This window comes from Micromonospora sp. LZ34 (assembly GCF_052981855.1).
Map to the genome: position 1 here is coordinate 64,506 of NZ_JBRIQN010000029.1, position 23,155 is coordinate 87,660.

General features: G+C 69.3%; 23 protein-coding genes. 5 read left to right on the forward strand and 18 right to left on the reverse strand.

The genetic code is table 11. The features are described 5' to 3' along the window. Positions 1-39: 39 nt before the first annotated feature. The 8 genes from ACVCAH_RS25965 to ACVCAH_RS26000 all read right to left on the reverse strand — a co-directional run bounded on the left by ACVCAH_RS25965 (position 40) and on the right by ACVCAH_RS26000 (position 8,494). The gene (locus ACVCAH_RS25965; RefSeq protein WP_447138827.1) at positions 40-2,091 is read right to left on the reverse strand and encodes a hypothetical protein; all 2,052 of its coding nucleotides are present in this window, start codon (positions 2,089-2,091) and stop codon (positions 40-42) included. A 55-nt stretch (positions 2,092-2,146) separates the two neighbouring features. Continuing rightward, on the reverse strand, positions 2,147-3,136 hold the full coding sequence (locus ACVCAH_RS25970) for a dihydrodipicolinate synthase family protein (protein WP_447138828.1): 990 nt from the start codon (positions 3,134-3,136) through the stop codon (positions 2,147-2,149). A gap of 133 nt (positions 3,137-3,269) precedes the next feature. Further along, positions 3,270-4,001 carry an amidohydrolase family protein gene (locus ACVCAH_RS25975; protein ID WP_447138829.1) on the reverse strand — a complete coding sequence of 244 codons (732 nt, stop codon included), beginning with the start codon at positions 3,999-4,001 and terminating at the stop codon, positions 3,270-3,272. Next, a complete protein-coding gene (locus ACVCAH_RS25980) occupies positions 3,998-4,942 on the reverse strand; it encodes an amidohydrolase family protein (protein ID WP_447138830.1) in 945 nt (314 codons plus the stop codon). Before ACVCAH_RS25980 ends, ACVCAH_RS25975 begins: the two co-directional genes overlap by 4 nt. Positions 4,943-4,957: 15 nt before the next feature. Next, positions 4,958-6,043 (reverse strand): mandelate racemase/muconate lactonizing enzyme family protein, encoded by a 1,086-nt coding sequence (locus ACVCAH_RS25985; RefSeq protein ID WP_447138831.1) that lies wholly within the window; start codon positions 6,041-6,043, stop codon positions 4,958-4,960. Positions 6,044-6,117: 74 nt separating this feature from the next. Then, positions 6,118-6,885, reverse strand: a complete 768-nt coding sequence (locus ACVCAH_RS25990) for an amidohydrolase family protein (RefSeq protein WP_447138832.1) — start codon at positions 6,883-6,885, stop codon at positions 6,118-6,120. Further along, on the reverse strand, positions 6,882-7,616 hold the full coding sequence (locus ACVCAH_RS25995) for a creatininase family protein (RefSeq protein WP_447138833.1): 735 nt from the start codon (positions 7,614-7,616) through the stop codon (positions 6,882-6,884). The genes ACVCAH_RS25990 and ACVCAH_RS25995 overlap by 4 nt, the downstream gene beginning before the upstream one ends. Before the next feature lie 47 nt (positions 7,617-7,663). After that, positions 7,664-8,494 (reverse strand): IclR family transcriptional regulator, encoded by an 831-nt coding sequence (locus ACVCAH_RS26000; protein WP_447138834.1) that lies wholly within the window; start codon positions 8,492-8,494, stop codon positions 7,664-7,666. Positions 8,495-8,629: 135 nt separating this feature from the next. On the opposite strand from ACVCAH_RS26000, the gene ACVCAH_RS26005 reads away from it, so the two are divergent. Together ACVCAH_RS26005 and ACVCAH_RS26010 are read left to right on the forward strand one after the other, a co-directional pair. Beyond that, a complete protein-coding gene (locus tag ACVCAH_RS26005; RefSeq protein ID WP_447138835.1) occupies positions 8,630-9,094 on the forward strand; it encodes a RidA family protein in 465 nt (154 codons plus the stop codon). A gap of 146 nt (positions 9,095-9,240) precedes the next feature. Further along, on the forward strand, positions 9,241-10,659 hold the full coding sequence (locus ACVCAH_RS26010; RefSeq protein WP_447138836.1) for a hypothetical protein: 1,419 nt from the start codon (positions 9,241-9,243) through the stop codon (positions 10,657-10,659). A gap of 314 nt (positions 10,660-10,973) precedes the next feature. Here the strand turns inward: ACVCAH_RS26010 and ACVCAH_RS26015 are convergent, their stop codons facing one another. The 8 genes from ACVCAH_RS26015 to ACVCAH_RS26050 form a co-directional block, all read right to left on the reverse strand. Next, on the reverse strand, positions 10,974-11,465 hold the full coding sequence (locus ACVCAH_RS26015; RefSeq protein ID WP_447138856.1) for a glycosyltransferase: 492 nt from the start codon (positions 11,463-11,465) through the stop codon (positions 10,974-10,976). A 226-nt stretch (positions 11,466-11,691) separates the two neighbouring features. After that, positions 11,692-12,540, reverse strand: a complete 849-nt coding sequence (locus ACVCAH_RS26020; protein WP_447138837.1) for a carbohydrate ABC transporter permease — start codon at positions 12,538-12,540, stop codon at positions 11,692-11,694. Next, positions 12,533-13,399 (reverse strand): carbohydrate ABC transporter permease, encoded by an 867-nt coding sequence (locus tag ACVCAH_RS26025; protein ID WP_447138838.1) that lies wholly within the window; start codon positions 13,397-13,399, stop codon positions 12,533-12,535. The genes ACVCAH_RS26020 and ACVCAH_RS26025 overlap by 8 nt, the downstream gene beginning before the upstream one ends. A 160-nt stretch (positions 13,400-13,559) precedes the next feature. Continuing rightward, a complete protein-coding gene (locus ACVCAH_RS26030) occupies positions 13,560-14,909 on the reverse strand; it encodes an ABC transporter substrate-binding protein (RefSeq protein ID WP_447138839.1) in 1,350 nt (449 codons plus the stop codon). 187 nt (positions 14,910-15,096) lie between these two features. Next, positions 15,097-16,086 (reverse strand): acyltransferase domain-containing protein, encoded by a 990-nt coding sequence (locus tag ACVCAH_RS26035; protein WP_447138840.1) that lies wholly within the window; start codon positions 16,084-16,086, stop codon positions 15,097-15,099. Positions 16,087-16,162: 76 nt separating this feature from the next. Continuing rightward, the gene (locus ACVCAH_RS26040; protein ID WP_447138841.1) at positions 16,163-16,699 is read right to left on the reverse strand and encodes a substrate-binding domain-containing protein; all 537 of its coding nucleotides are present in this window, start codon (positions 16,697-16,699) and stop codon (positions 16,163-16,165) included. Then, a complete protein-coding gene (locus ACVCAH_RS26045; RefSeq protein ID WP_447138842.1) occupies positions 16,696-17,160 on the reverse strand; it encodes a LacI family DNA-binding transcriptional regulator in 465 nt (154 codons plus the stop codon). The genes ACVCAH_RS26040 and ACVCAH_RS26045 overlap by 4 nt, the downstream gene beginning before the upstream one ends. A gap of 125 nt (positions 17,161-17,285) precedes the next feature. Then, positions 17,286-17,798: an SDR family NAD(P)-dependent oxidoreductase gene (locus tag ACVCAH_RS26050; RefSeq protein WP_447138843.1), complete on the reverse strand. Its 513-nt coding sequence runs from the start codon at positions 17,796-17,798 to the stop codon at positions 17,286-17,288. Between the two features lie 684 nt (positions 17,799-18,482). Between ACVCAH_RS26050 and hchA the strand changes: the two genes are divergently transcribed. Further along, entirely contained in the window at positions 18,483-19,361 is an 879-nt protein-coding gene (gene hchA / locus ACVCAH_RS26055) for a glyoxalase III HchA (RefSeq protein WP_447138844.1), read from the forward strand. Positions 19,362-19,801: 440 nt separating this feature from the next. On the opposite strand, the gene ACVCAH_RS26060 is transcribed toward hchA, so the two are convergent. Both ACVCAH_RS26060 and ACVCAH_RS26065 read right to left on the reverse strand, forming a co-directional pair. Further along, positions 19,802-20,152 carry a histone-like nucleoid-structuring protein Lsr2 gene (locus ACVCAH_RS26060; RefSeq protein ID WP_447138845.1) on the reverse strand — a complete coding sequence of 117 codons (351 nt, stop codon included), beginning with the start codon at positions 20,150-20,152 and terminating at the stop codon, positions 19,802-19,804. 258 nt (positions 20,153-20,410) lie between these two features. After that, positions 20,411-21,088 (reverse strand): HNH endonuclease family protein, encoded by a 678-nt coding sequence (locus tag ACVCAH_RS26065; RefSeq protein ID WP_447138846.1) that lies wholly within the window; start codon positions 21,086-21,088, stop codon positions 20,411-20,413. Positions 21,089-21,374: 286 nt separating this feature from the next. Between ACVCAH_RS26065 and ACVCAH_RS26070 the strand changes: the two genes are divergently transcribed. Both ACVCAH_RS26070 and ACVCAH_RS26075 read left to right on the forward strand, forming a co-directional pair. Next, the gene (locus ACVCAH_RS26070) at positions 21,375-21,605 is read left to right on the forward strand and encodes a hypothetical protein (RefSeq protein WP_447138847.1); all 231 of its coding nucleotides are present in this window, start codon (positions 21,375-21,377) and stop codon (positions 21,603-21,605) included. A 199-nt stretch (positions 21,606-21,804) separates the two neighbouring features. Further along, positions 21,805-22,872, forward strand: a complete 1,068-nt coding sequence (locus ACVCAH_RS26075; RefSeq protein WP_447138848.1) for an ATP-dependent DNA ligase — start codon at positions 21,805-21,807, stop codon at positions 22,870-22,872. The last annotated feature ends 283 nt before the right edge of the window (positions 22,873-23,155 follow it).

Below are 23,155 nucleotides of genomic sequence, written 5' to 3' on the forward strand. Positions count from 1 at the left end.
GCCGGGGTCGCCGGCGCCGGGCAGATCGCGGTACCGCGATCAGTGCGTGATGTCCAGGTTGGCGGTCATGCCCCTGTCGGCACTCAGCTCCCAGCTGGTCGGCTCCTCGAAGTCGGGGTTGTGCACCGCGAGGCCGATCGTCCCGATGTGGTCGACGGACATGTCCAGCGGTACGCCGACCGCGTCCTTCAGCTCGCACAGCCGGATGGTGAGGGTCACCTCGGGCTTGCCGGCGACCAGTTCGGTGACGTCGATGGGGCCCTTGAGGGTCTGTCCCTGCAGGTAGGTGTTGGGGTAGCCGTCGTGGGCACCGACGGTGTAGACCGGCTCGCCGTCGATGAGGATCTGCTTGTTGTGTACGCCCACGGCCAGCGGCGTGTTGCCCCAGTTGTCGGTCAGCCAGACGCTCAGCTCGTAGCGGGGCAGGCCGGCGGTGACCCGGACCCGCTGGGTGGCGCTGGCGCATTGGCCGGCCGTGGTGGTGGCGTCGTACGGTGCGGCCAGACTGAGCCGGCCGGCGCCGTACATCGCCCGCGGGTTCTTCGGCGCCTTGGCCGGGTGGATCGGGTGCGCCGGGTGCGCCGGGTTCCCGGCCATGGCGGCGAAGGCGCGGCCCACCGCGGCGGTGGCCTCGATCATCCGGTACTCGGACCACCGGTCGATCAGCGGCAGCACGCCGCGCCCCTGCTGGCTGAGCTGCCAGCCGGACCGGTCCTCGAATCCGCCGTTGACCAGAGCAAGCCCCTGCGTGGACAGGTCGTCGAAGGTGACATCGACCGGGTAGTTGCCCACCCCTCGGCTCTCGTACAGCCGCAGGGTCACCTCGACTTCCGCCTTGCCGCGTACCGCGTCGGTGACATCGACGGTGTGCCTGCCGAAGTCGTGCACGTTTCCGTCGACCACGTCGCTCTGCCACACGACCGCACCGTCGACCAGCAGTTGCTTGGTGTGGTAGCCACGGATCAGGTTGGGCACCAGCGGCCATTGGTCCCGCTCGGCGAAGCTGATGGCGTAGTCGTCCCGACCCGGCTCGACCGCCACCCGCTGACTGGCGGCGGCGTACTCCCCGACGGTCGTGCGTGCCGGTCCGACCGAGAGGCTGAGCCGGCCGACCCCGCTGGCGGCCCGGTAGGTGTTGTTGGGTTCGCCGAGTTCGCCGCTGGGCGTGCCATAGGACAGGAAGCCCTCGACGCGGCCGCTCTCAATGTATGGCAGCACCTGGTCAACCAGACCGGTGACGTACTCGGCGGTGGGGGTGAGCAGGCCGTTGAGGTAGCGGCCGACGTACCCCAGGAAGATGAACTTCAGCCCGTGGGCCTCGGTGTGCCCGAGCACCTCGTCGAGCACCGCCGGCACGGGACGGGCGTCTTGCGTGTTGCTGCCCCATTCGTGGTACGCGTAGATGACGCCCTCGATGAACGGCGCGTACTTGGCGAGGAAGGCGTCGTTGTTGGCGGCACCGTAGTAGACCGTGGTCCACAGCCCGATGTTCGGGTTGATCGCGTCCTGGGCGGCCTTGATCTGCGCCATGTAGTCCGGGGTGAACTTGGCTGCGTTGCCGGCGACGTTGAAGTCGTCGATGGCCCAGCCGGTGACGTTTGGATGCTGCAGCGACAGCCGGGCGACGGCCTCGGCCCACGCGACATAGTCCAGGTAGTACGGCGCCGAGCATTTGCCCCGGTCCACCAGCCGGGGCAACGGTTTCCCGTCCGCGCCGAAGTACCAGCATTCGGTCGGTGGCACCAGGTACGGCATCACCGTGATGCCGGCCGCCTGGGCCGCCGGGGCGAACTCGGTGCGCAAGTCGTCCCAGTCGGTCGGCGAGCTCCACACCTGGAACACGTAGAAGTTGACATTCAGGCCCTGGAGCTGGCGGATCAGCCGCGGGGTGTCGACGTGCCGGTACCCATCGGCGCGGGGCTGCTTCTCCCGGATCTGGTCACCGACGGTGTTGCCGCCCACCATGCTGCCGCGCAGGGCGGCTGACACCGGACGGTCGGCCGGGGGGTCGGCCGTGGCCGGGGCCGAGCCGAGGGCGGCGAGCACGAGGCCGGCGACGACGGCCGCCGCGCCGATTTTGCGGGGTCTCATCGGCATCTCCTTCCCAATGGGGCCGGGAGGTGGATCGGTCGCGGGTGCCGGAAGGTCAGCCGGACAGGTCTGGCAGCAGGTCGGCGAACTCGGCCAGGAAGCGGTCGATGACGCGCCGTTCTTCGGCGTCCAGCTGGTGCGCGGGGGCCCGGCACAGGTCGCTGGCGATCAGGCCGCGCCGGTACGAGACGCGCTTCTCCGCGGCGATGATGAGTTCGGTGTCGAGCATCCAGTACGAGATGTATGGCAGCAGCCGGCGGTGCAGGTCCTCCCCGCCGGCCTCGTCGCCGGTGGCGAACCGCCGCCAGATCTCCACGTAGATCTCGGTGAACGAGCAGCCGGGCTGGGTGCCCACCGCTCCCCGGCGGATGGCGTCGGGTAGCTGCACTCCGGCGTACCCCTCGATGGCGGGCAGCGGCGGGTCGAGTGCGGCGAGTTCGCCGATCAGCCGGCCGGGCGGGCTGGACTCCACTTTGACCAGGCGCAGGTTCGGATGAGCCGCGGCTATCGCGGCCAGGGTCGAATCGTCCAGGCTGGTTCCGGTCTCGGTGGGCGCGTACTGGAGCACGACCGGGGTGGGGGCCACCGCGTCGAGCACCGCCCGGATGTGGTCGACCAGGGCCTGGCGGGACGGCGCCAGGAAGTGCGGGGGCAGCAGGTTGATCAGGTCGGCGCCGGCCTCGACCACCTCGCGGGCCCGGGCCACCGCGAGGCGGGTGGCGTGGTCCTGCACCGCGACGATGGCTGCCACGTCCGCCCGGGGGGCGGTCTCGGCGAGCAGCACGGCGGTCAGTGTCCGCCGTTCGTCCTCGGCGAGCTTGTAGAACTCTGAGGCGAAGCCGGGGAACATCATGCTGCTCACGCCGGTGCCCAGGACGTAGCGCACCACCCGGCGGAAGCCGTCGACGTCGATGTCCCCGGTTGCGGTGAAGGGCACCTCGAGCACCGGTGACACGCCACGCACCAGCGCGGCCGGGTCGTCCGGTTCCGGTGACGGGTCGGGTACGGGCTCGTCACGGGAGACCGTCGCCGGCGAAACACTCATCTACCCGCCCACCATCCTCGTTGTGCCGCGTCGGCGGTCTCGCCCGACCGATCATTCGATATTTGGAAAACATTTTTCGATTTACGGATATACTACGGGTGGTGCCAATCGGAAACAACCCCGGCTGATGTGGTCAGCCGAGCAGTCGGGCGATGTTGCCCCCGAGCACCTGCTCCCGCGCCGAGCTGTCGATCGGCCAGTCCAGCACCCGGCCCAGCTCGGCCCGGGGCACGGTGTACGGCGCGTCGGTGGAGAACACCAGCCGTGACGTCCCGATCTCGGGATCGGCGCCAAGTTCGTTGAGCACCGTGTCCCAGGGGGCGTAACAGGTGTCCCCGTACAGGTTGGGCGCGTGCCGCAACGCGGGCGCGGCGTCGATCCAGAAGTCAGTCGCCCCGCTGCGCCCCATCACGAACGGGATCTGCGGATACCGCAGGGCCAGCGACGCCAGCGTCAGCGGCAACGCGTTCGGCGGCGTGCCGGTACGCACGTAGACCAGCCAGCCGTTGTCCGCGGCGAACTCCAGCAAGGGATCCACCAGGCCGTCCAACAAATCGAACCCCTGGAGCACGCTGTCCACGTGCAACGCCCGGGCACCCGTATCCCGGGCCCAGGCCAGTTCCCCGACCGCCTCGGTGCCGCGCCACGGGTTCGCCACGGCGTACGGCACCAGCCGTCCGGCCGACTCCTTGGCGGCGGCGGTCACCAGCTCGTTGCCCGCCCGGTTGTGGTATGCCACGCAGCGCTCGTCCGGTGCCACCAGCGCCCGGTCGATGCCCAGCTCGTCCATGGTGGACAGCAGGCCGGCCACGTCCAGGGACACCTCGCGGCCGCGGCCCAGCCGCACGTGCGCGTCGATGATCACCGCTGGCCTTCCACGCTCGCCGGCGTGGTGCCAGCCATCCCCGTGTCGGCCGGCGCCACGCCGGCGGCGGCCGGCCGGGGAAGGCCCAGCGCGCCCAAGGCGTCGGCGTGGATGATCTGCTCGATCAGCTCTGCTGGGACCCGGGGCAGGCTGGTCCCGGCCAGGATCCCGTTCACCCCGCGCAGACCGGCGATCGCCTCGGCGGTGTTGGCGATGGGGAAGTCCGAGCCGAGCAGCAGCTTGTGCGTACAACCCCACTCGACCGCGGCCAACAGCGACTCGTAACAGACCCAGGGTCGCAGGTAGATCGAGGAGACATCGGCGTACACGTGCGGATGCTTACGGATGGTCACCACGGTCTCCTTGCCCCATGGGTGGCCCATGTGCGCCATGACGATCCGCAGTTCCGGGAACCGCAACGCGATCTCGTCGGTCACCAGCGGATAGGTGTACCGCAGCGGGGCGGCGCGGATTGGCGAGGCGCCCTGGTGGAACAGGATCGGCAGGCCGAACCGCTCGCACCAGGCGTAGAAGGCCAGCGCCCGCTCACACAGCGGATCGAAGTTCTGGTAGTTCGGGCCCAGCTTGACCCCGACCAGGCCCAGTTCCCGGCACCGCTCCGCCTCCTCGAAGACGTCCGTGGCCAGCGGGTTGACCGACATGAAGCCGATCCGGCGGGCCGGATCGGCCGCCACGAACTCGGCCGTCGCGTCGTTGGTCCGCTCCGGCGGGTACGGCATCCCGGTTGCGGCCAGCGGGTCGGGCACCGCGATGTTGAACACGATGGAGACGTCCGCCGCGGCCATCGCCTCGGCGTAGTCGGCCCAGGAGTTGGTGGTGACCACCGGGCGGTCGGTCCGCCACCCGGTGAACACCCGCCGCTCCTCGGGCGGCACCGCGTCGCGGTGGGTGGGGGTGTGCGCGTGCACGTCCACAATCACGGGTTCACCGGTCCTTCATCGAAAGGCGTCGACCAGGTCGGGGCGCGGCACGACACCGAGCCCTGGCTGGTCGCCGAGCCGGACGGTGGTGCCGTCGCTGTCCAGGGGATGGGCCAGGATGTCCTCGGCGTAGTAGTGGGCACCGATGATGTCCGACGGGAACTCGGCGGACAGCGCTGGCAGTGCGCAGGCGACGTGCAACTGGGCCGCGGCGCCGATGCCGAGCTCGCCGTTGGATCCGATCAGGGCGTTCATGCCGAATGCCGCCGCGAGTTGCCCCATGGCCAACGCCCGGCCCGGCCCGCCACTCTTTCCCACGTACAGGCTCACGCAGTCGGCGGCCTCGGCCCGGACCAGCGCGACCAGGTCCGACAGGCCGAAGACCGCCTCGTCGGCGACCACCGGCAGGCCGATGTCGCGTATCGCGCGCAATCCGGCCAGGTCGCTCGACGCGACCGGCTGCTCGACGAACCGCACGCCGTAGCCGGTGAGTTCCCGCACCGCCCGGACGGCCTCACCCCGGGACCAGCCGCCGTTGGCGTCCACCCCGAGGAAGGCGTCCGGGCCGACCAGTTCGCGGGCCCGCGCCACCCGCGCGACGTCGCCGTCCACACCCAATCCGACCTTGACCTTGAACGCCCGGAAGCCCAGCTCCCGCGCGGCACGGTGCACCTCGTCCAGCTCGGCCCCGTCGCCGGACAGGGACAGCTTGATCGGCACCCGGTCCCGGTACGGGCCGCCGAGGGCGACGGCGAGCGGAACGTCGAGGGTGCGTGCGTACGCGTCCCACAATGCGGTCGTGAGCCCCGCCTTGGTGAACGGGTTGCCGGCCAGCAGCCGGTCCATCAGCGATTCCAGGGCGCCAACCGGCGTCAGCGACCGGCCGACGATGGCCGGCGCCAGCACGGTACGGATGAAATGCTCGGCGCTGGTACCGTCCTCCCCGCTCCACAGCGGCGTGGCGCTCACCTCGCCGTAGCCGACCACGTCGTCGCTGGTCACGACGCGGACGAGCAGGAAGTCCGAGCGGTCGTGCGCGCCCCGGGCGCCGCGTACCACCAGCCGGGGATGCACCGGCAGGCTGACCGGCAGGGTGTGCACGGCGGCGATGGTCGCCGCAGGTCCGCCTTTCGTTCGCGACTGCGGGGCTCGCAAACCCGGCTCACTCCGCGCGCTCACGGCAGGCTCGCCCCGGCCAGGAGCCGCCGCGGGTTGTCCACCAGCATGGCCCGACGCTGGCTGTCGGTGATGCCCCACCCGTCGATCTCGACCACCCGGGCCACCGCGTAGTCCTGGCTCTTCCGGTCGGACAGCCCCGCGTCGGTGCCGAACAGCACCTTGTCGGCCGGGGCGTCGGCCAGGATCTGCCGGGCGGCGTACGGCGGGGTGCCGCAGATGCACAGGTAGAGGTTGGCCGTCTCGCGGGTCAGCGCGAGCGCCTCACGCCAGCAGTCGTGCAGGCCGCCGTGCCCGAGCACCACCGGCAGTGTGGGATGCCGGCGGGCCAGCGCGGCGATCTGCGCCGGGGTCGAGTACGGCGGGGTGCCGTCGTGGCTGAGCAGGATGCCGCCGTGCGCGGTGAGCGCCTCGCAGATCGGGTCGAGCGACCGCTCGTGCATGCTGAAGCCCTGCAACCAGGGGTGCAGCTTGAGGCCGCGCAGCCCGAGGTCGGTCATCATGCGGTCCACCTCGGCGGCGGCGTCGCGTGCGCGGACGGGCACGGTGCCGAATCCGTGCAGCCGGTCCGGGTGCTGCCGAACGAAGGCGGCCAGCTCGTCGTTGGTTTCCGGCTGGGGATCGAACAGGCCGTCGTGGCTGAGCACCACGGCCTGTTCCATCCCGATGGTGTCCATGAACGCCACGAAGTCGTCGGCGCCGAAGGGCGTACCGCCCAGCCAGGTGGCGGTGCGCCAGGCCGGCGTGTGTGTATGGAAGTCGATCACAGCACCCTCGCGATCTCGACGATGCGGTCGGCCAGCAGTGTGACCAGCCGGTCGAGCCGGCGCCGCCCCGTGTCGGCGTCGGCCGCCTCCGGCCGGTCGGTGTATCCGTCGATTGCTTGCCACATTTCGGCGGTGTGCAGGTCGACGCCCGGCACCGCGGGCGGCTCGGGCACTCGACTGCGCCCGGCCCGCTCCCCCACCAGCTCGGGGCGCAGCACCAGAACCAGTGAGGTCTCGAACTCGCCAGCGTGTCCGGGGACCGGAACGTCCGGTTCCGCCTCGGCCGTCCGCCAGTAGTCGACGTGGCCGACCGCAAGGCCGTACCGGGTGCTGGCGGCCGCGGCGGCGGCATGGCAGACGCCCACGTTGCCGCCGTGCCCGTTGACCAGGACCAGCCGCCTCCCGCCCTGCATGGCGATGGACCGGGTCAGGTCGAGCAGCACCGCCGACAGCGTCTCCGGGCTGAGCGAGAGGGTGCCGCCGAAAGGTAGGTGGTGGTCGGAGGCACCGACCGGGATGGACGGGGCCACGATGAGCGGGCGGGGCGAGCGGGCCGCCGCCCGGCGAGCGGCGGCGTCGCATACCGCCTCGGCGATCAGGGCGTCGGTGCCGGTGGGCAGGTGCGGGCCGTGCTGCTCGGTCGCGCCGACCGGCAGCAGGACGACCGCCTCGGGTAGTTGTTCGGCCAGCGCCTGACGACTGGCATCGGCCCAGCGAACGGTGGACGCCACGGGCGCCATCCTTCAGTATCCGGGATAAAGCTTCGGTAATCCGAATACTATGAGACGACCTCGGGCCGTGGCAATGCCGTGGCCGGGCATCCCAGCCGACGGGAGACCTGGGTCGCGACCCGCCGCACGCCCGCCACCGCCTTGTCCCGCCGCTCCCCAACCAGGTCGCGCGCGAAGCCGGTAATCCCGACCGAGCCGGCGACCCGCCCCTCGGCGTCGAAGAACGGGGCGGCCACGCAGGCCACCTCGGCCTGCTCCTCCTGGTCCTCCACCGCGTAGCCGCGGGATCGGACGTCGTCCAGCAGCGCACGGAAGGCCGCCGCACTGCCATCGCCGGCCGCCGGACCGCGCCCGACGACCAGCCGCGACAGCAGCGGGGCGAGCTCGTGCTCTGGTAGATACGCGGCGATGGCCCGGCCCAGCGCCGTCAGGTTGAACGGCGACACCTTCCCGGGGTAGGTGTCGAACTGGATGAAGCCCCCGGTGGCTGCCTTGGCTACGTACACGACCGTGGCGCCGTCCAGCACCCCGATGTGCGCCGGCATGTCAAGCTCATCGGCGAGTGCCCGCAACTCCGGCTGCGCCACCGAGGACAGGTCGATCTTGCGTACGAGTTGACTGGCCAGGCCGTACAGGCGCAGCGTGGGGCGCCAGAAATGACTGCGGCCGACCACCCGGCGGGCGGCGTATCCCCGCCGCTCCAGGGTGTAGACGATGCTGGCACAGGTCGCCAGGGGGATTCGGGTGGCCTTGGCCAGCGCGGTGAGAGTCATCTCCTCGTCTGAGGCCACCAGTCGCTCGATGACTGTCAATCCGCGATCCACCGCCGGAGACGGCGCACGATCTTCCGCGGCGCCAACCTGCTCAGGCATCGCCATACCGGTTCCTCCCTTGTTGAGCCGTACTGTACCGGCCGTAACCATCAGGTAGCGGAGCCCGCGGACGGACTCAGCTTCCTCCCCCGACTTCCCAGTATGCGATGTTGTTCTCTCCATAACCGAAGGAGGAGCATCGTGACCGCCGACGTACGCCTCGCCGCCGCGCAGACGAGCGGGCCACCCGCACCCGGCGAACGCCCCCGCATCGCCTTGACCGGCCGGTTCGGATCCCTACTGGTGAGCTCCGGCCAGACCGCGGTCGGCGCGGACGGCCGGTTGATCGCCAGCGGCCGGGTCGGCGCCGAGATCGACCTGGCCGAGGCCCGCCGGTGCGCCTGGCAGTGCACGGTCAACGTCCTCGACGCCGTCCGGTCCGAGATCGGCAGCCTCGACCGGATCGCCGCCACGGTCCGTTTGACCGTGTACGTAGCCAGCGACCCGGCGTTCACCGACCAGCACCTCGTGGCCGACGCGGCGACCGAGTGCCTGCTTCGCGTCCTGGGCCCAGAGGTGGGTCGGCACGCCCGGGCGGCGATCGGCGTCGCCGTGCTGCCGACCGGCAGCCCGGTCGAGGTGGAGGCCACCTTCGAACTAGCCTGACCGGAGCATTGCGCCAGCCACCGGCCCGCCCTACGGTAACATCCAGCATTCAGTTCGTAATTTCGATATACCGAAGAGATGGGCCGAGTATGCCGGGCACCGCAACCGGGCGGGACCCGACGGTCGGCTGCGGGAGGGAGCTGGCCATGCCATCGCCGGACACGAACGACCGGCCCCGTCCATGGATCCCCGCCGGCGGCGTCCGGGCGGCCCTGGTGGGTGGGAACACCGTCGGCGCCGCGGTGCGGGAAAGCCGCCCGCGCGCCGACGGCTACCGCCACATCGACACGCCCGCGTTGATCGCCAAACTGCGCGAGTTGCACATCAATACGTACCTGTTCGGGATCTGGGACAGCCCAACGGACTGGGACGACCTGTGCGAGGAGTTCCTTCCGGCCGCTGCCGAGGCCGGCATCGACGTCTGGCCGTACCTGGTGCCACCGTCCGAGACGGACGAGAACGGGCGGGCATCGCGGCCGTACCTCACCGACTACCTCGCCTGGACGCGGGCCGTCGCCGAGGCCTCCGTCCGGTACCCAAACCTGACCGCCTGGGCGATCGACGACTTCGAGTTCGAGGTGAACGCCCAGCTGTTCACGCCCGACTACATGGCCAAGATGCAGCAGATCCAGCGCGAGATCAACCCCGACCTGGGCTTCTTCACCTGCGTCTACTACCGGGTGGCGCTCAACGACGCGTTCCTCGACAAGTACGCCCCCTACGTCGATGGCGTGATCTACCCGTTCCTCGACGGCCCTAACAACAACACCCAGGACGCCAGCTCGGTACGGCGGTCACTCGACGCGATCCTCGCCAAGACCGGTCCCCGCGGGCTGGACCTCGTGCTGCTCGTCTACGCCGGCCGGTTCCTGGCCGCGCAACTCGGGCCCAACGAGACGTACGTACGCAAGGCCGTGGACACCGGCCTGCGCTGCGCCGCGGAGGGTCGAATCGCGGGCGTCATCGCGTACGGCACCCAGCTCGACGACGCACCCACCCTGTCCTCAGACAACAAGGCAATGTACGGCGTCGGCCGGCTGAGCTTGGCCCTCCCGTCCGAGATCCCGGTCGCGGCGGGCGCCTGGGCCCAGGCCAGCCAGGTGATCTACCCGGATCCGGACGCGGCCCGCTACGAGCTCTCGTTCTGGCACTTCGACGAGTTCTCAGCCAGCACCCCTGGCGAGGGCCGGATCGTGAAGGAGATCCTGGTCGACGACGAGGTGGCGTGGAGCTGCGACATCCACCACGAGCCGTGGCCGCTGTGGATCCAGGGAAACAGCCTCCAGGGCCCGATCGACCTGACCGCACTTCTGGCCGGCAAGGCGGCGGCGACGCTCACCATCCGCCTGCGGACCCTCGAAGACGTGACGGACGCCCGGGTCGACGTCGGCTTCGATCACCTGGAGTCGATCGGCTTCGCCCTGGTCAACCCGGGATTCGAGGAGCCGACCGGCTGGGAGCTGACCGACAACGGCGGGCCGGCGAAGGCGACCATCGACATCTTCGTCCCGGACCGGCCCCGCCGGATCCGGATGGCCGTCGCCGACTGCTTCGCCTCCCAGTAGGCAGAACCATGGACATCGACCACCGTCGCTGACCCGATCCGACTCCGCTCGCTCCGGAGCGACATTCCCGGGCCACCGCAGGCCACGCTTTCGGGCTGGGTCAGTGGAAGGTGGCCAGGCCGCCGGGAGTCACGAGCAGTCGTGCCCGTGTCCGGGCGAGCTTGTCATTCCTGCGGGCGTAGAGCACGTATGCGACCGGAGCCATTTCGGCTCCGCCGACCGGGCGGACCTCCTGGCCGCCCGCCACCACGCGCGCCCGCAGGTCGCCGATCTTGGCTAGAGTCTCGATCGCCTCGACGCCGACCGTGGCCTCATCAACATCCTCCGGGATCCCGGCCAGGTCGGCCGGTACGCCGGCGGGGCCCGGACGCGGTGGCGTTGACGAGCGGAACGGAGAACGCGGTGACCGCACCGGCCGGGCCGTGTGGCTTGGCATCCGTGGCGAACGTGCGCAGGTTCCCGGCCAGATCCACCGACAGGCCACCGGTGGTGTTCGAGTAAGCGACGGCCGCCCGCCCGGCTACCAGCCACGGTCGTGCCGGGCCGGTGTAACCGAGAGCGCCCTTGCGCCCCATGCCGCACCAACTGGTGCGGGTCCGCAGGTCCCACACCGTGTCTTCCAGCGGCCGGCCGAGCCGCGCGGTGTCGATGTCGATGTCGATGTCGAGAATCGTAATCCTGTGCAGCCGCTCGAGGGTGTCATCCGGCGAACCATCGTCGACGAAGATCACCTCGAACTCGACGGCGGGGAGGGTCTGCCGGTCGAGGGAGTCGACTAGGCGGTTGACCGCGCTCCTGGCGCGTATGTGGCGATGAGACTGATCTTGACCGGGGAAGCGGACATGGGATCAAACCTACGCAACGCCGGCAACGGCGACTTCTACGCGGGCCGCTGGCCGACGTGCAGGTCTTCGACCGGGTCATCGTCCCAAATTCTGCTTCTCTGCGAGACGTCGAGACAGCAGCACGAGCGAACGGATAGCGGCCCCGCCCCGCGCCCGACAAGCCAGGCGAGGTACCGCCACCGTCGGTTCAGCCCTTGAACGCCCCGGCCAGCACGCCTCGGATGAAATAGCGCTGGAAGGACAGGAACAGCACCGCCATCGGCACCAGGCTCAGCATCGCCATCGCCGTGATTCCGTTGACGTTCACCGAGAACTGGGTGTTGGTGACGGCCATCCCCACCGGGATCGTCTTGACGTCGTCCGACTGCGTAATCAGCAGCGGCCAGAGGAAACTGTTCCAGTTGGCGACGAAGACGAAGATGGCCAGGACGGCCATCGGCTGCAGGCACAGCGGCAGCACCACGCTGCAGAAGATCCGCAGGGTCGAGGCGCCGTCGATGCGTGCCGCGTCCATCAGCGACTCAGGGATCTTGAGGATGAACTGCCGCAGCAGGTAGACCCCGAACGGCCCGGCGATGGCTGGCACGATCAGGCCCGCATAGGTGTCGACCAGGTTCAGCCGGCTGGCAATGAGGTACGTCGGGAGCAGGGTCACCGAGAACGGCAGCATCAGGGTGGCCAGCAACATCCCGAAGACGGCGGTCCGGCCCGGGAACCGCAGCTTCGCGAAGGCGAACGCGGCCAGCACGTCCACGACAACGGTGAGCGCGGTGACCGCCGCGGCGACCAGCAGGCTGTTCACGATCCAACGCAGCACCACCGGGTCGCCGAGCAGCGCACTGTAGTTGGCCAGGGTCCAGTTCTCCGGGGCGGGCGAGAGGTCGGAGAACAGAGTCGACCGGAACGACGCCAAGGCGACCAGCAGGATCGGACCAGCGCACAGCACAACGGCCAGCGACCCGAACGCGTGGGTGCCTACCAGTTCGCCGGCTGAGTGGCGCCGTCGGCGCCGCCGCGGGGTCAGGACCTCATTCATAGTCGGAACCATCCGATCGGGTCCGGCCGATGAAGACGGCCGAGATGACGGCCGTGACAAGCAGCAGCACGATGCTCATGGTGGCGGCGTACGACAGGGACCCACCGTTGAAGGCGCTCTGGTAGATGTACCACATCGCGGTGTAGGTGGCCGTGCCCGGGCCGCCGTTGGTCAGCACGTACACCAGGTCGAACACCTGGATGCTGTTGATGGTGACAAGGATCAGCACCAGTTGCAGCACCGGCCGGATCAGTGGCAGCTTGATCTTGGTGAACAGCCGCCAGCCGGACGCGCCGTCGATTCGGGCCGCCTCCAGCACGTCGTTGGGGATGTTGTTGAAGCCGGCCATGAAAATGATCGAGTAGAATCCGCAGGTGCTCCACAGCGTGATCAGGGCGAGGAAGACCATGGTGACGGTGGCGTCGGTCAGCCAGGGCACGTCGATGCCGAGGAGCTGGGAGAACAAGTTGTTCACCGGGCCGTACTCGGAGTCGACCATGATCTTCCAGACCAGCCCGGTCGCCACGATGGACAGCAGCGACGGCAGGTAGATCAGGGTACGGTAGGCGGACATGCCGCGGACCGGACTGGACAGCAGCATGCCCACCAGCAGCGTCACCACGATGGTCGCCGGTACGCAGATGAGCATGAACACGGCGGTGTTGACCAGGGTCTGCCGGAACAGGGTGTCGGTCAGCACCGTCCGGTAGTTCTCCAGGCCGGCGTAGGTCAGCCCGCTGAGCAGCGAGCCCTGCTGGAAGGTGAGCAGGATCGTGTAGCCGAACGGCACCAGCACGAACAGCCCGAACACGGCGGCCTTGGGTAGCAGGAACGGCAGTGCCTGGGCCAGGTCGAGCAACGAACGCCGAATCGACCGGGGCGCCCGCCGGGCCGTCGGGGCGGAGCGCGCCGACGCCGGACCCCTCGAGTTCGAGGGGGCCGGCGTCCGGGCCGGTGTTCCGACGCTCACCGCCGGTCACCTGGTCCGCGACGGCGGTCCATGACCATCGGTACTGCACTCATTTCGCCGCCTTGGCCATCTGCTGAATCTGGTTCGACGCCTCGGTGACCATCGCGTCCAGGTCCTGTCGGCCGAGCAGATAGTCGTTGATCTTGCCCATCAGGTACTCCTGCGGCTGGTACGGCAGGATCCGGGTGGTCTTGACGAACTTCGACAAGCCGGCCGCCTCGTTCATGAACTTGGTCATCCGGGGGTCTTCGAGCCCGTCATAGTAGTTGCTCGGCTGCGGGCGCACCGGCTTGGCGAGGATGAGCTTGTTGAAGGTCTGCAGCGGCTCGTCGTCCACCAGGTACTTGACCAGGTTGAGCGCGCCGTCCTTGTTCTTGGCCTTGGTGGACACGGACAGGAAGCCACAGGCCCCGACCACGTACGCGCCACCGGGTCCCGCAGGCGGCTCCAGCACCTTGACGCGTAGCTCGGGGTTCTTCGTGGCGTACTCCACGGTGAAGCCTTCGGACCAGGCCATCCCCGTCTTGCCGGTCATCACCGCTGCCCGCCACCGCTCTTCCTCGGCATAGAGGTTCGGCGGGGTGGCCGCTCCGGAGTCGACCATCGCCTTCATGTGTTGCAGGGCGGCCCGGCCGGCGTCGTTGTTGAAGCCAATGTCCTTGCCATCGGCGGAGATGTAGTCCGAGCCGTAGCTCCAGAAGTAGTGCCAGAGGTAGTTGTCCTGGATGCCCGGGACAGGCGCCCAGGTCATGCCGTAGTGCTCCACGTTGCGCGCGTCGTACCCGCTCTCCCCCAGCTTGCGGCCCTTCTTGTCGAAGGTCATCGCCTGCGCGAACGGGATCATCTCGTCGTACGTATTCGGTAACGTTGGCTTGCCGGCCTTCTCCCAGATGGCCTCGTTGACGACGAGCGTCCAGAAGCCGCCGACGTACGGCAGGCCGAGTAGCTCACCCTTGGGGCCTTCGGCGGCCTTGAGGTAGTCGGCGTTGACGCCGTCCACGAACTTGTCGGTGAAAGCCTTGTCCAAGGTCCGGAAGTCGGCCAGCACGCCGGTGCTGCGCCATTTGTTCATCCACGGAATGATCTGGTAGGTGACGTCCGGCGGGTTGCCGCCGGAGAAACCCGCGGTGTACTTGGTGAGCGCGTCCTCCCACGGGACCATGACGTTCTCGAGCTTGGCGCCCGGGTGCGCCTTCTCGTACCCAATCTTGATCCCGGCAAGGAAGGACTGCATGCGGGGCAGTTCCGCGTTCGGCGGCACCCAGTAGGTGACGCCGTTGCCGGAGGAGGACCCGCCGCCACCGCCACAGCCGGCGAGGGCGGCGGCACCGCCCACCGCACCGGCCAAGGCGAGGAACCGCCGACGGCTGATGGCCGCTTCCAGCCCGTTCTGTGCCATGTCGACTCCTGTCGTACACGCTCCGTGGCATGCCGCCGCGGCGCGGGCGGATAAAGAAGCTATCTTCAGTATTCGGAACACAAGAACGCCTAATCGAAAATAGTAGGGGCGTCGCCCGTACCAGGCAAGAGGCTGATCAGCATCGACCTGGGCTCCGGTCAGGCGCGGGGTGGCGCCCACCGCGCCGTCACCACGCGAACCAGCCGGTACGGAAGGTCCAGACGCGACCGGACCGGATGTGGTCGATCACCGCTCGCTGCAGGCGGGTGTCCCGGGGCAGCGAGTCCAACTCGCACAGCGGCCGGTTGAAGATGAACTCGACCATGGTGGCGTTGTCGTCGGCCCCGGGCGACGGCAGCAGCCGAAACCGGCGCTGGAAGCAGATGATGTTCGAATCCGCCGGCAGATACTCCGCCAGCTGGTCGTCGAGCAGCCAGCTCACGCAGGTCGCGAAGCGATACTGCTCGTCGGGGAAGTGCCGGGCGAAGAAACCGTGGGCCAGGTGCAGGGCATCGTCGACCTGTTCCGGTGGCAGGATCCCTGGCGGGATGTGCAGGCCGAGCGCCGGGTCACCGCGTCGCGGACCGGGTTCCGCTGCCCGGTCGGCGTCGGCGTCGAACCAGATCCGTAGCCGCTCGACGTGCAACCGGCCGAGCGCGTATACGGCGCCTCGGAAGTGGAACGTCAACCAATCCTGGGTGTGCAATCCGCCCTCGCCACGCAGCCTCCGGTGGTACGTCATCTGGGTGCCCAGCGCGGCGAGGATCCCCCAGGACGGCTCCGGCGGCACTGCACGCCGGCGGTGGAACCGGCGGACGTCGGGCACGCCACAGACGAAGACCCATGGGTAGAGGTATCGGGCCTCCGGGCCGAGTTCCGGCGGCAGCGAGGGCCAGGCCGGGAACGGCCCGACCTCCCCCATCCACCGGACGAGCTGGTTATAGCACCGGGTGAGCAGCCACCACAGTGCGGGATGCCGGTCGGCCGACGGCCGAGCAGCGGTCATCTCCCGACGGTCGAGCTCGGCCAGACCCAGCTTGGCAAGCAGCGCGTCCGTCCGGTCCGGTGCGGGCAGCAAGACCGGCGCCCGATCGCCCGCCTCGGCCAACCGGTCCAGGGCCTGCCGGGCGGTGGCCGGCAGGCGCAGCTCGCGCCGCACAGCTTCGACCTCGTCCATCAGCGACACCCGTGCCACCCAGTCGCCCCGGTCAGTGATCGGGGTCGGGTCAGTCGCCGAAGCCGACAGCGGGACATCAGCTCACCGGCCCGGTGGTGGCTCGACGGACCAGTTCCCCGGCCAACCGCTCGACCCGCACCGGCAGTTCCGGCGCGGCAATCCGGTCCAGCAGGAACTCCACCGCCCGGGCGGCCATCCGCGACAGCGGCTGGCTCACCGTGGTGAGCCGGTAGCTCTGCCAGGCCGCCATCGCGACGTCGTCGTAGCCGACCACGGACAGCCCGCCCGGTACGTCGACGCCCAGCTCCCGGGCGCCATCGACCGCCCCGAACGCGGAGAGGTCGTTGACGCAGAACACCGCGGTGGGCGGCCTGGGCAGGGCGAGCAGCTCCCGGATCGCCTGCCGTCCCCCGTCGTGCGAGAAGTCCCCGTCACGGCGCAGCCGCTCGTCCACCGGAACCCCCAGCTTGGCGAGAGTACGCCGGAACCCGTCCGCCCGGTCCCGGGCGGTGCTCGCCAACGGCGGCCCGTCGATCAGGCCGATCCACGTGTGTCCGAGCTCGACCAGATGCCGGGCTGCGGCCCCGGCGCCGTACTCGTTCTCGCTGGTCACCTGGTCGCACCCTGCCCCGGGATGCCCCGGTTGAACAGCACTACCGGCGCCTTTCGGGCCAGCGCCTCGGCCAACGTCCGTAACTCGGCGGTGGCTGTGGTGAACAGCACGCCGTCCACCATCCCCTGCCGGACCGCCTCCAGCGCAGCGTCCTCACCCGCCCGGTCGGAGTCCCAGAGCACCATCCGCTGCCCCGCGGCGGCCAGGCACTCGCCGAGTGCGTCCAGCGCCTCCGGATAGAACGGGTTGGTTATCCGGGCGACCACCACGCCGATCGTGCCGGTGCGCCGGGTCCGCATCGCCCGGGCCAGCAGGTTCGGCTGGTAGCCGGTGGCCGCCATCGCCCGGAGTACCTTCTCCCGGGTCGCGGCGGTCACCCGGGGGCTGCCGTGCAGCACCCGGGAGACCGTTGCCTGGGACACCCCGGCCACCCGCGCCACGTCATCACTGGTCACGCTCACGGTTCCACGATCCGTTCGAGCCGCAGGCCAACAACCCCGGCCCAACCCGGCTCACTCCTCGCGCTCACCGAGCCACCCTTTCGTTCGCGACTGCGGGGCTCGCAAACCCGGCTCACTCCTCGCGCTCACCAGATAGTCCAGCCTCCGTCCACCGCCAGGGTGCGCCCGGTGACCATCGCGGCGGCCGGGCCGGCCAGGAAGGCTACCGCCCCGACCACCTCGTCGGGTTCGGCGAACCGGCCCATCGGGATCCTGGCCAACAGCCGGTCCCGCAGATCCGCCCGCTCGAGGGTGGATCGGGTGAGGTCGGTCCGGACGAAGGTCGGCGCCACCGCGTTGACCCGGATGCCGCTGCCGGCCAGCTCGATGGCGAGCACCTTGGTCAGCTGTTCCAGTCCGCCCTTGCTCGCGCAGTACGCGGCCCGCTCCTCGATGGCCACCGAACCGGCCTGCGAGCCGATGTTTACTATCGCCGAGCCGCCGGCCGGATGCTCTGTCCGGGCCGCGGCGCGGCTGGCGAAGGCCTGGCAGAGGAAGAAGACTCCCTTGAGATTGGTCTCCAACACCTCGTCCCAGGCCGCCTCGTCCACCGCCAACGCTGGCTGCGGCCGGTTCACCCCGGCGTTGTTGACCAGCACTTGGGGCGGAGGCGGACGCGGTGGGGCTGGGGAGCAGCCGAGCGTATGCGGCGCGGGTCGCGCCACCCGGGCCGCTTCCTCCTAGGCTTGCTCACGTCCAACAGCATGAGCCAGGCGGCAGACAAGCTGCAACATTGACCAAGCCTCCTGCCCCAGCCCCGCCTGACGATCGCATAGACCTACGCATTACGAGATCAAACTGCCCGTCCCGCCGGCCTGGGCACATGGTGGTCTAGCAGCGGCAATACCTCTCGGTATCTCACACCGTTCCGCCGTCGCCCGTCGACCTCTTGCGGACTAGATGCGGACTGCTCGGTGGTGGGCGGCGCGGAGCGTCAGTTTGGAAGGGCGCGCTCAACCCGACCGTGATGCCCGAAACGCCTGGGGCCGGTGGCTGTCCCGGTTGCGTCTCGTGCCCCCTCGTGACCGCTACGCGCCAGGGTTTCCCCCGCCACCGAGAAGAGCGAGGGACAGTCCCGATGACCTGCACCGGCGCCTACACCGACGTCTTCGTCCGCAGGTTCCCAGACGGGTGTCCGCTCAGGGTTCGACAAACGGAACATGACTCGGCGCCTCGCTTCCTTCGCCATCCGGCGAAGCGCGTAGGACGCTCACTTCGGGGTACTGGCTCAGGCGACCTGTCCCCGTGGCTACGGGCCACCGATCAACTCGAGAAGGGCTGGCATGAGCGGGAACACTCAGGAGAACGACCGCAAGCCAACCCCGGACCCGGCCGAGGACAACGCCTTCTTTCCCTCTGCGTACTCGTTGAGTCAGTACACGTCGCCGAAGACTGACTTCGACGGCTTGGCCACCGAGCCGGGTGCGTACGCCGGTGGACGCTGGAAGGTGCTCGCGATCGCGAGCGAGGAACGGTACCTGCTGATGCAGAACCGCACGATGTTCTCGACCGGGAACCACCCGGTCGAGACCCTGTTGCCGTTACACCACATGCTTGAGGCCGGGTTCGAGGTCGAGGTGGCGACGCTCACCGGCGCGCCGGCGAAGTTCGAGTGGTGGGCGTTCCCGAAGGAGGACAATGCCGTCACCAAGACCTGGAGGGCGCTTCGCACGAAGTTCAAGTCGCCCAACATGCTGGGCGATGTCGTCAAGGAGGAACTCGGCGGTGAGTCCGACTACCTGGCAGTGTTCATCCCGGGCGGCCACGGGGCGATGTTCGGCCTGAACGAGAGCCTCGACGTCCAGAGCGCTCTCGACTGGGCGCTGGCCGAGGACAAGCTGATCGTCTCCCTATGCCACGGCCCCGCCGCGTTCCTGGCCGCATCCATCGGCCGGGTCTCCTCACCCTTTGCCGGATACTCGATGTGCGCCTTCCCCGACGCGGCCGACGCGGGGCCGAACGTGGACATCGGCTACCTACCCGGCCACATGCCCTGGCTCCTTGGCGCCGCGCTCGAGGCCGACGGCATCACTCTCGCCAACGAGGAGGAGATAACCGGCGCCACGACCCGCGACCGCAACGTCCTGACCGGGGACAGCCCGCTGGCGTCGAACGAGCTGGGCAAGATGGCGGCCACGGCCCTGATGGAGAAGGCCGGCTGATGGGACCGGCCGCGGAGCTCGTCGCCACACCCCGCCGTGGTACTCACTGATTCACATCCCCGACGACCAGGTCGGCTCCGTCTTCGCGCACTTCCGGCGGGTGTTGCGTCCCGGTAGCCCGCTACTGCTCAGCTTCCACGTCGGCGACGAATCACGGCTGCAGACGAAGGGCTACGGCGGCCACCCGATGAGGGTTCACGTCCACCGTCGCCAATCCGCCCAAAGTGGCGGCGTGGCTGGGCGAAGGCGGATTCACAATCGAGGCGCAGATGACCCTCAGTCCTCACCCTCGCCTGCGCCATCGTCTGCTGGCGACGACTCCAACACTCAAAGAGTTAGGAGTTCTTAGTGCCTGTCTGCGGGTGCGTCCCGCCGCCCGATCGGCCCCGGAGCCGGATGCGAACGACGCTTGCAGGCAGCGTGGTGAGCTGCCCGTACGGTCAGCGGTTGTTGTACGCCTCCACCACGGAGGTCGGGATGCGTCCCCGTTCGGAGACCTGGTAGCCGTTCTCGGCGGCCCATTCGCGGATCGCGCGAGTGTGAGCACGACTGCTGCTGCCGGAGGTCGCGGGACGCGTCGACCGCCGCGTCGACCGACCCGAGTCGATGCTTCCCCGCCCAATCCGCCTGCCCGCGGTGATGTACACGTCGAGGGCCTTACGCAGGGCGCCGGCGTTGTGGTCGGACAGGTCGATGGCGTAGGCGACGCCGTCCAAGCTGAATTCGACGGTCCGGTCCGCCGCTCCGCCGTCGAGGTCGTCGGTCAGGACGGTGATCACTTTCCGAGCCATGGCGGTCACTCCCAGCGAATTCGTTGGTTTTAGCTTGAGCCGGGGAAATGGTACGCCCCGTCAGCTTCACCATCGACAGCCGGGCCATCGCAGCAATCCGCTGAATCGACGATCGAAAGTCAAATCTTCGGCGAGGAGGCTCAATCGAACGAAAGCTTCCGGGTGCTAGGGACGACCAGCAGTCACTCGCCCGGCTACGAACGTGTTTTGCGGATCCGCATGGCATGGTTTATGGGTAGCCGGGAGCAGACTGCGCGGTCAGGAGCTGCAGGTGTTGAGCATGCTCTGCAGCGCCGACTTCTCCGACGACTGCAGGGACAGGCCCCAGCTGTACTTCACGGTGATCCACATCTTGCTGTACGTGCAGCGGTAGGACGACAGCGGCGGCTGCCACGTCGAAGGGTCCTGGTCGCCCTTGGCTTGGTTGACGTTGTCGGTGACCGCGATCAGCTGCGGGCGGGTCAGGTCGTTGGCGAAGCTCTGCCGTCGGCTCGTCGTCCAGGAGTTGGCACCGGAGCGCCACGCCTCGGCCAGGGGCACGACGTGGTCGATGTCGACGTCGGAGGCGGCGTACCAGGTGGCGCCGTCGTACGGGCTGTACCAGCGACCGGAGGTGGCCACGCAGGAGCTGTCCACGACCACGGAGGTGCCGTCGCGCTTGAGGACCTGCTCGCGGGTGTTGCAGCTGCCGCTGATGGTAATCCAGTGCGGGAACAGGTCCCGGGAGTAGCCACTGGTGGAACCCTGCGCGGCGACGGTCAGCGCGTTCAGCTGCGACTGTGCGGTGGCTTTCGAGGGGATGCCCGGAGGCGTGGCCGCGGCCGGTGTGGCGCCGACGCTGATGAGGCAGGCTCCTGCGATCGTTGCCATCGCGGTTGCCGCGGCGCGGGTTTGCCGTAGGCCCAGGTGCGGTGGGAAGAGTCGAGCCAGCCTCATGGGGACCTCCTGAGCCGCCCGCAGGGACGTTGACGGTCTCCGATGAGTATGGCCGTGGTTCGGTGATTTCGTAACAGGCGGGCAACCACAAGACGAACGATCTCGGCGGTGCTCGCCGTGGATGTTTGACTCTCGCCCACAGATCGATGCCCACATATGGTGACGATGGCCGGTGACAGGTGCCCCGACCGCCCCAGTCTGGGTGGCGGTAGGCCCGGAAACGGCCCGCCGCGGAGGCTGTGGCCCGCGGTAGCCCGCAGGGGATGAAACAGAAGGGGGACGGCTGATGCCGGCAGTCGAGGCGTGGTTCGTTGGCGGTCCGATCGACGGCCGCCTGATGCCCGTGGAAACGGGCGCCGACGGGTCGCTGCCCCAAGCTGTCGACCTGCCCCAAACGGGTGTTTACGTCGGAGCCACCGACCAGGCGAGCGCGGTCATCCACTACCGGTACGTCCGGCAGGGCACCGACGGCGAGCCTCCCACCTTCTGCTATGCGGGCAGCTGCCGTAGGTCATGACCCTCACGAAGAGGCGTCCCGGCACGTGTCCAAGCGGTTCCCGACCGCCCAGGCGGTGACCTTGGCGCCCCCGCCCGGTGGCATCCGGCTGCGGCAGTCGGCATTCGTTGTCGCGGATCTTCACCCCCGAGTGGTCGTCCCTCCCTCACCATGATCTGCAGGGGGCGGACATGATCAGCGTTCACATCCCGCGTGGGCGGTGAGCCCGGCCCGCGGCCGGGCGGAGGCGGCTGCCGGACCGGTGCTGCGCCGGCCGGTCGCGCCGATGCTCGCCGCGCCGGTCGACGAGGTGCCCGAGGGCCCGGGGCTGGTTCATGAGCCGAAGTGGGACGGGTGGCGGGCGATTGCCTTCCGGGAAGCCGATGGCGTGTATCTGCAATCCCGGGCCGGCCGCAACCTGACCACGTACTTTCCTGACATCACCCGGGCCGTTCGCGGGGCCATAGCGCCGGGGGCGGTGCTCGACGGCGAGTTGATCGTGTTGCAGGGCGGCCGGACGAACTTCGCGCAGCTGCAGCGGCGCGTCACCGCCGGCCGCGACCTGCTGCGCCTGGCCCGCGAGTGCCCCGCCCACTACGTGCTGTTCGACCTGCTCGCGGACACCGGTGGACAGGTGTTCCTGGACTGCCCGCTGTTGCAGCGGCGCGGCCGGCTCGAACAGCTGCTTGCCGGCGCGCCGGCGCAGCTCACCCTCACTCCGCAGACCGCGGACATGCGGCAGGTCGCGGACTGGCTGACGCACTGGACTGTCGCCACCGGCATCGAAGGCGTGGTCAGCAAGCGGTTGACCGGCCGGTACGAGCCTGGCCGGCGCGGCTGGTGGAAGTACCGGACCCGGATCACCACGGAGGCGATCGTCGGTGGGGTGACCGGCAGCATCCGCGACCCGGACACCGTGCTGCTCGGCCGGTTCGACCGGCGAGGAACGCTGCGATACACCGGCCGCACCCACCCGCTGAACCCCACACAGCGGGCAGAGCTCGCGGCCATGCTGTCCCCGGTCCGCGCGTTGCCGCGCCGCGGCGCAACGGTGCATCCCTGGCCGCAGCCGCTGCCGCCGTCCTGGTCCGGGCAACTGGACCGGCCCGAACCACTGCCGTATGTGCAGGTAGACCCCACCACGGTTGTCGAGATCGACGCTGACGTGGCCTTCGAGCACCACCGGTGGCGACACCGGGTGCGGTACCTCAGGGCCCGGCCAGACATATCGATCTACGACGTGCCCCTGCTGTTAGGTGAGGAGGAGGGATACTTCGGCGAGACGTGAACCCCAGGCCAGGTGCAGCCGCGGTCAGTTCGAGCGCCGGCACGTCAGGGGGAGCCACCACAACGACGCCGCGCCCGCTACCACCGGCAGCTCGCCGCAGAGGGTGTCACCGATGATCGGCTGGACCGGATGGTCGACGAGGCCCTGGCCGGCATGCGTCCCGTCGTCAACGTCATGGTCGCCGACGGGAGCGACGTGCACGCCGATCCGGCCGCCGCCGTCCGATCAGTCCCCGATGCGCAGGGCCGGTACGTGGTGTGGGAGCTCCTGGACGAAGCTGCCG

Coding starts and splice junctions, on each gene's coding strand:
- ACVCAH_RS25965 (WP_447138827.1), bottom strand. CDS start 2,091: ATGAGACCCCGCAAAATCGGCGCGGCGGCCGTCGTCGCCGGCCTCGTG.
- ACVCAH_RS25970 (WP_447138828.1), bottom strand. CDS start 3,136: ATGAGTGTTTCGCCGGCGACGGTCTCCCGTGACGAGCCCGTACCCGAC.
- ACVCAH_RS26000 (WP_447138834.1), bottom strand. CDS start 8,494: ATGGCGATGCCTGAGCAGGTTGGCGCCGCGGAAGATCGTGCGCCGTCT.
- ACVCAH_RS26010 (WP_447138836.1), top strand. CDS start 9,241: ATGCCATCGCCGGACACGAACGACCGGCCCCGTCCATGGATCCCCGCC.
- ACVCAH_RS26020 (WP_447138837.1), bottom strand. CDS start 12,540: ATGAATGAGGTCCTGACCCCGCGGCGGCGCCGACGGCGCCACTCAGCC.
- ACVCAH_RS26030 (WP_447138839.1), bottom strand. CDS start 14,909: ATGGCACAGAACGGGCTGGAAGCGGCCATCAGCCGTCGGCGGTTCCTC.
- ACVCAH_RS26035 (WP_447138840.1), bottom strand. CDS start 16,086: ATGGACGAGGTCGAAGCTGTGCGGCGCGAGCTGCGCCTGCCGGCCACC.
- hchA (WP_447138844.1), top strand. CDS start 18,483: ATGAGCGGGAACACTCAGGAGAACGACCGCAAGCCAACCCCGGACCCG.
- ACVCAH_RS26060 (WP_447138845.1), bottom strand. CDS start 20,152: ATGGCTCGGAAAGTGATCACCGTCCTGACCGACGACCTCGACGGCGGA.
- ACVCAH_RS26065 (WP_447138846.1), bottom strand. CDS start 21,088: ATGAGGCTGGCTCGACTCTTCCCACCGCACCTGGGCCTACGGCAAACC.
- ACVCAH_RS26070 (WP_447138847.1), top strand. CDS start 21,375: ATGCCGGCAGTCGAGGCGTGGTTCGTTGGCGGTCCGATCGACGGCCGC.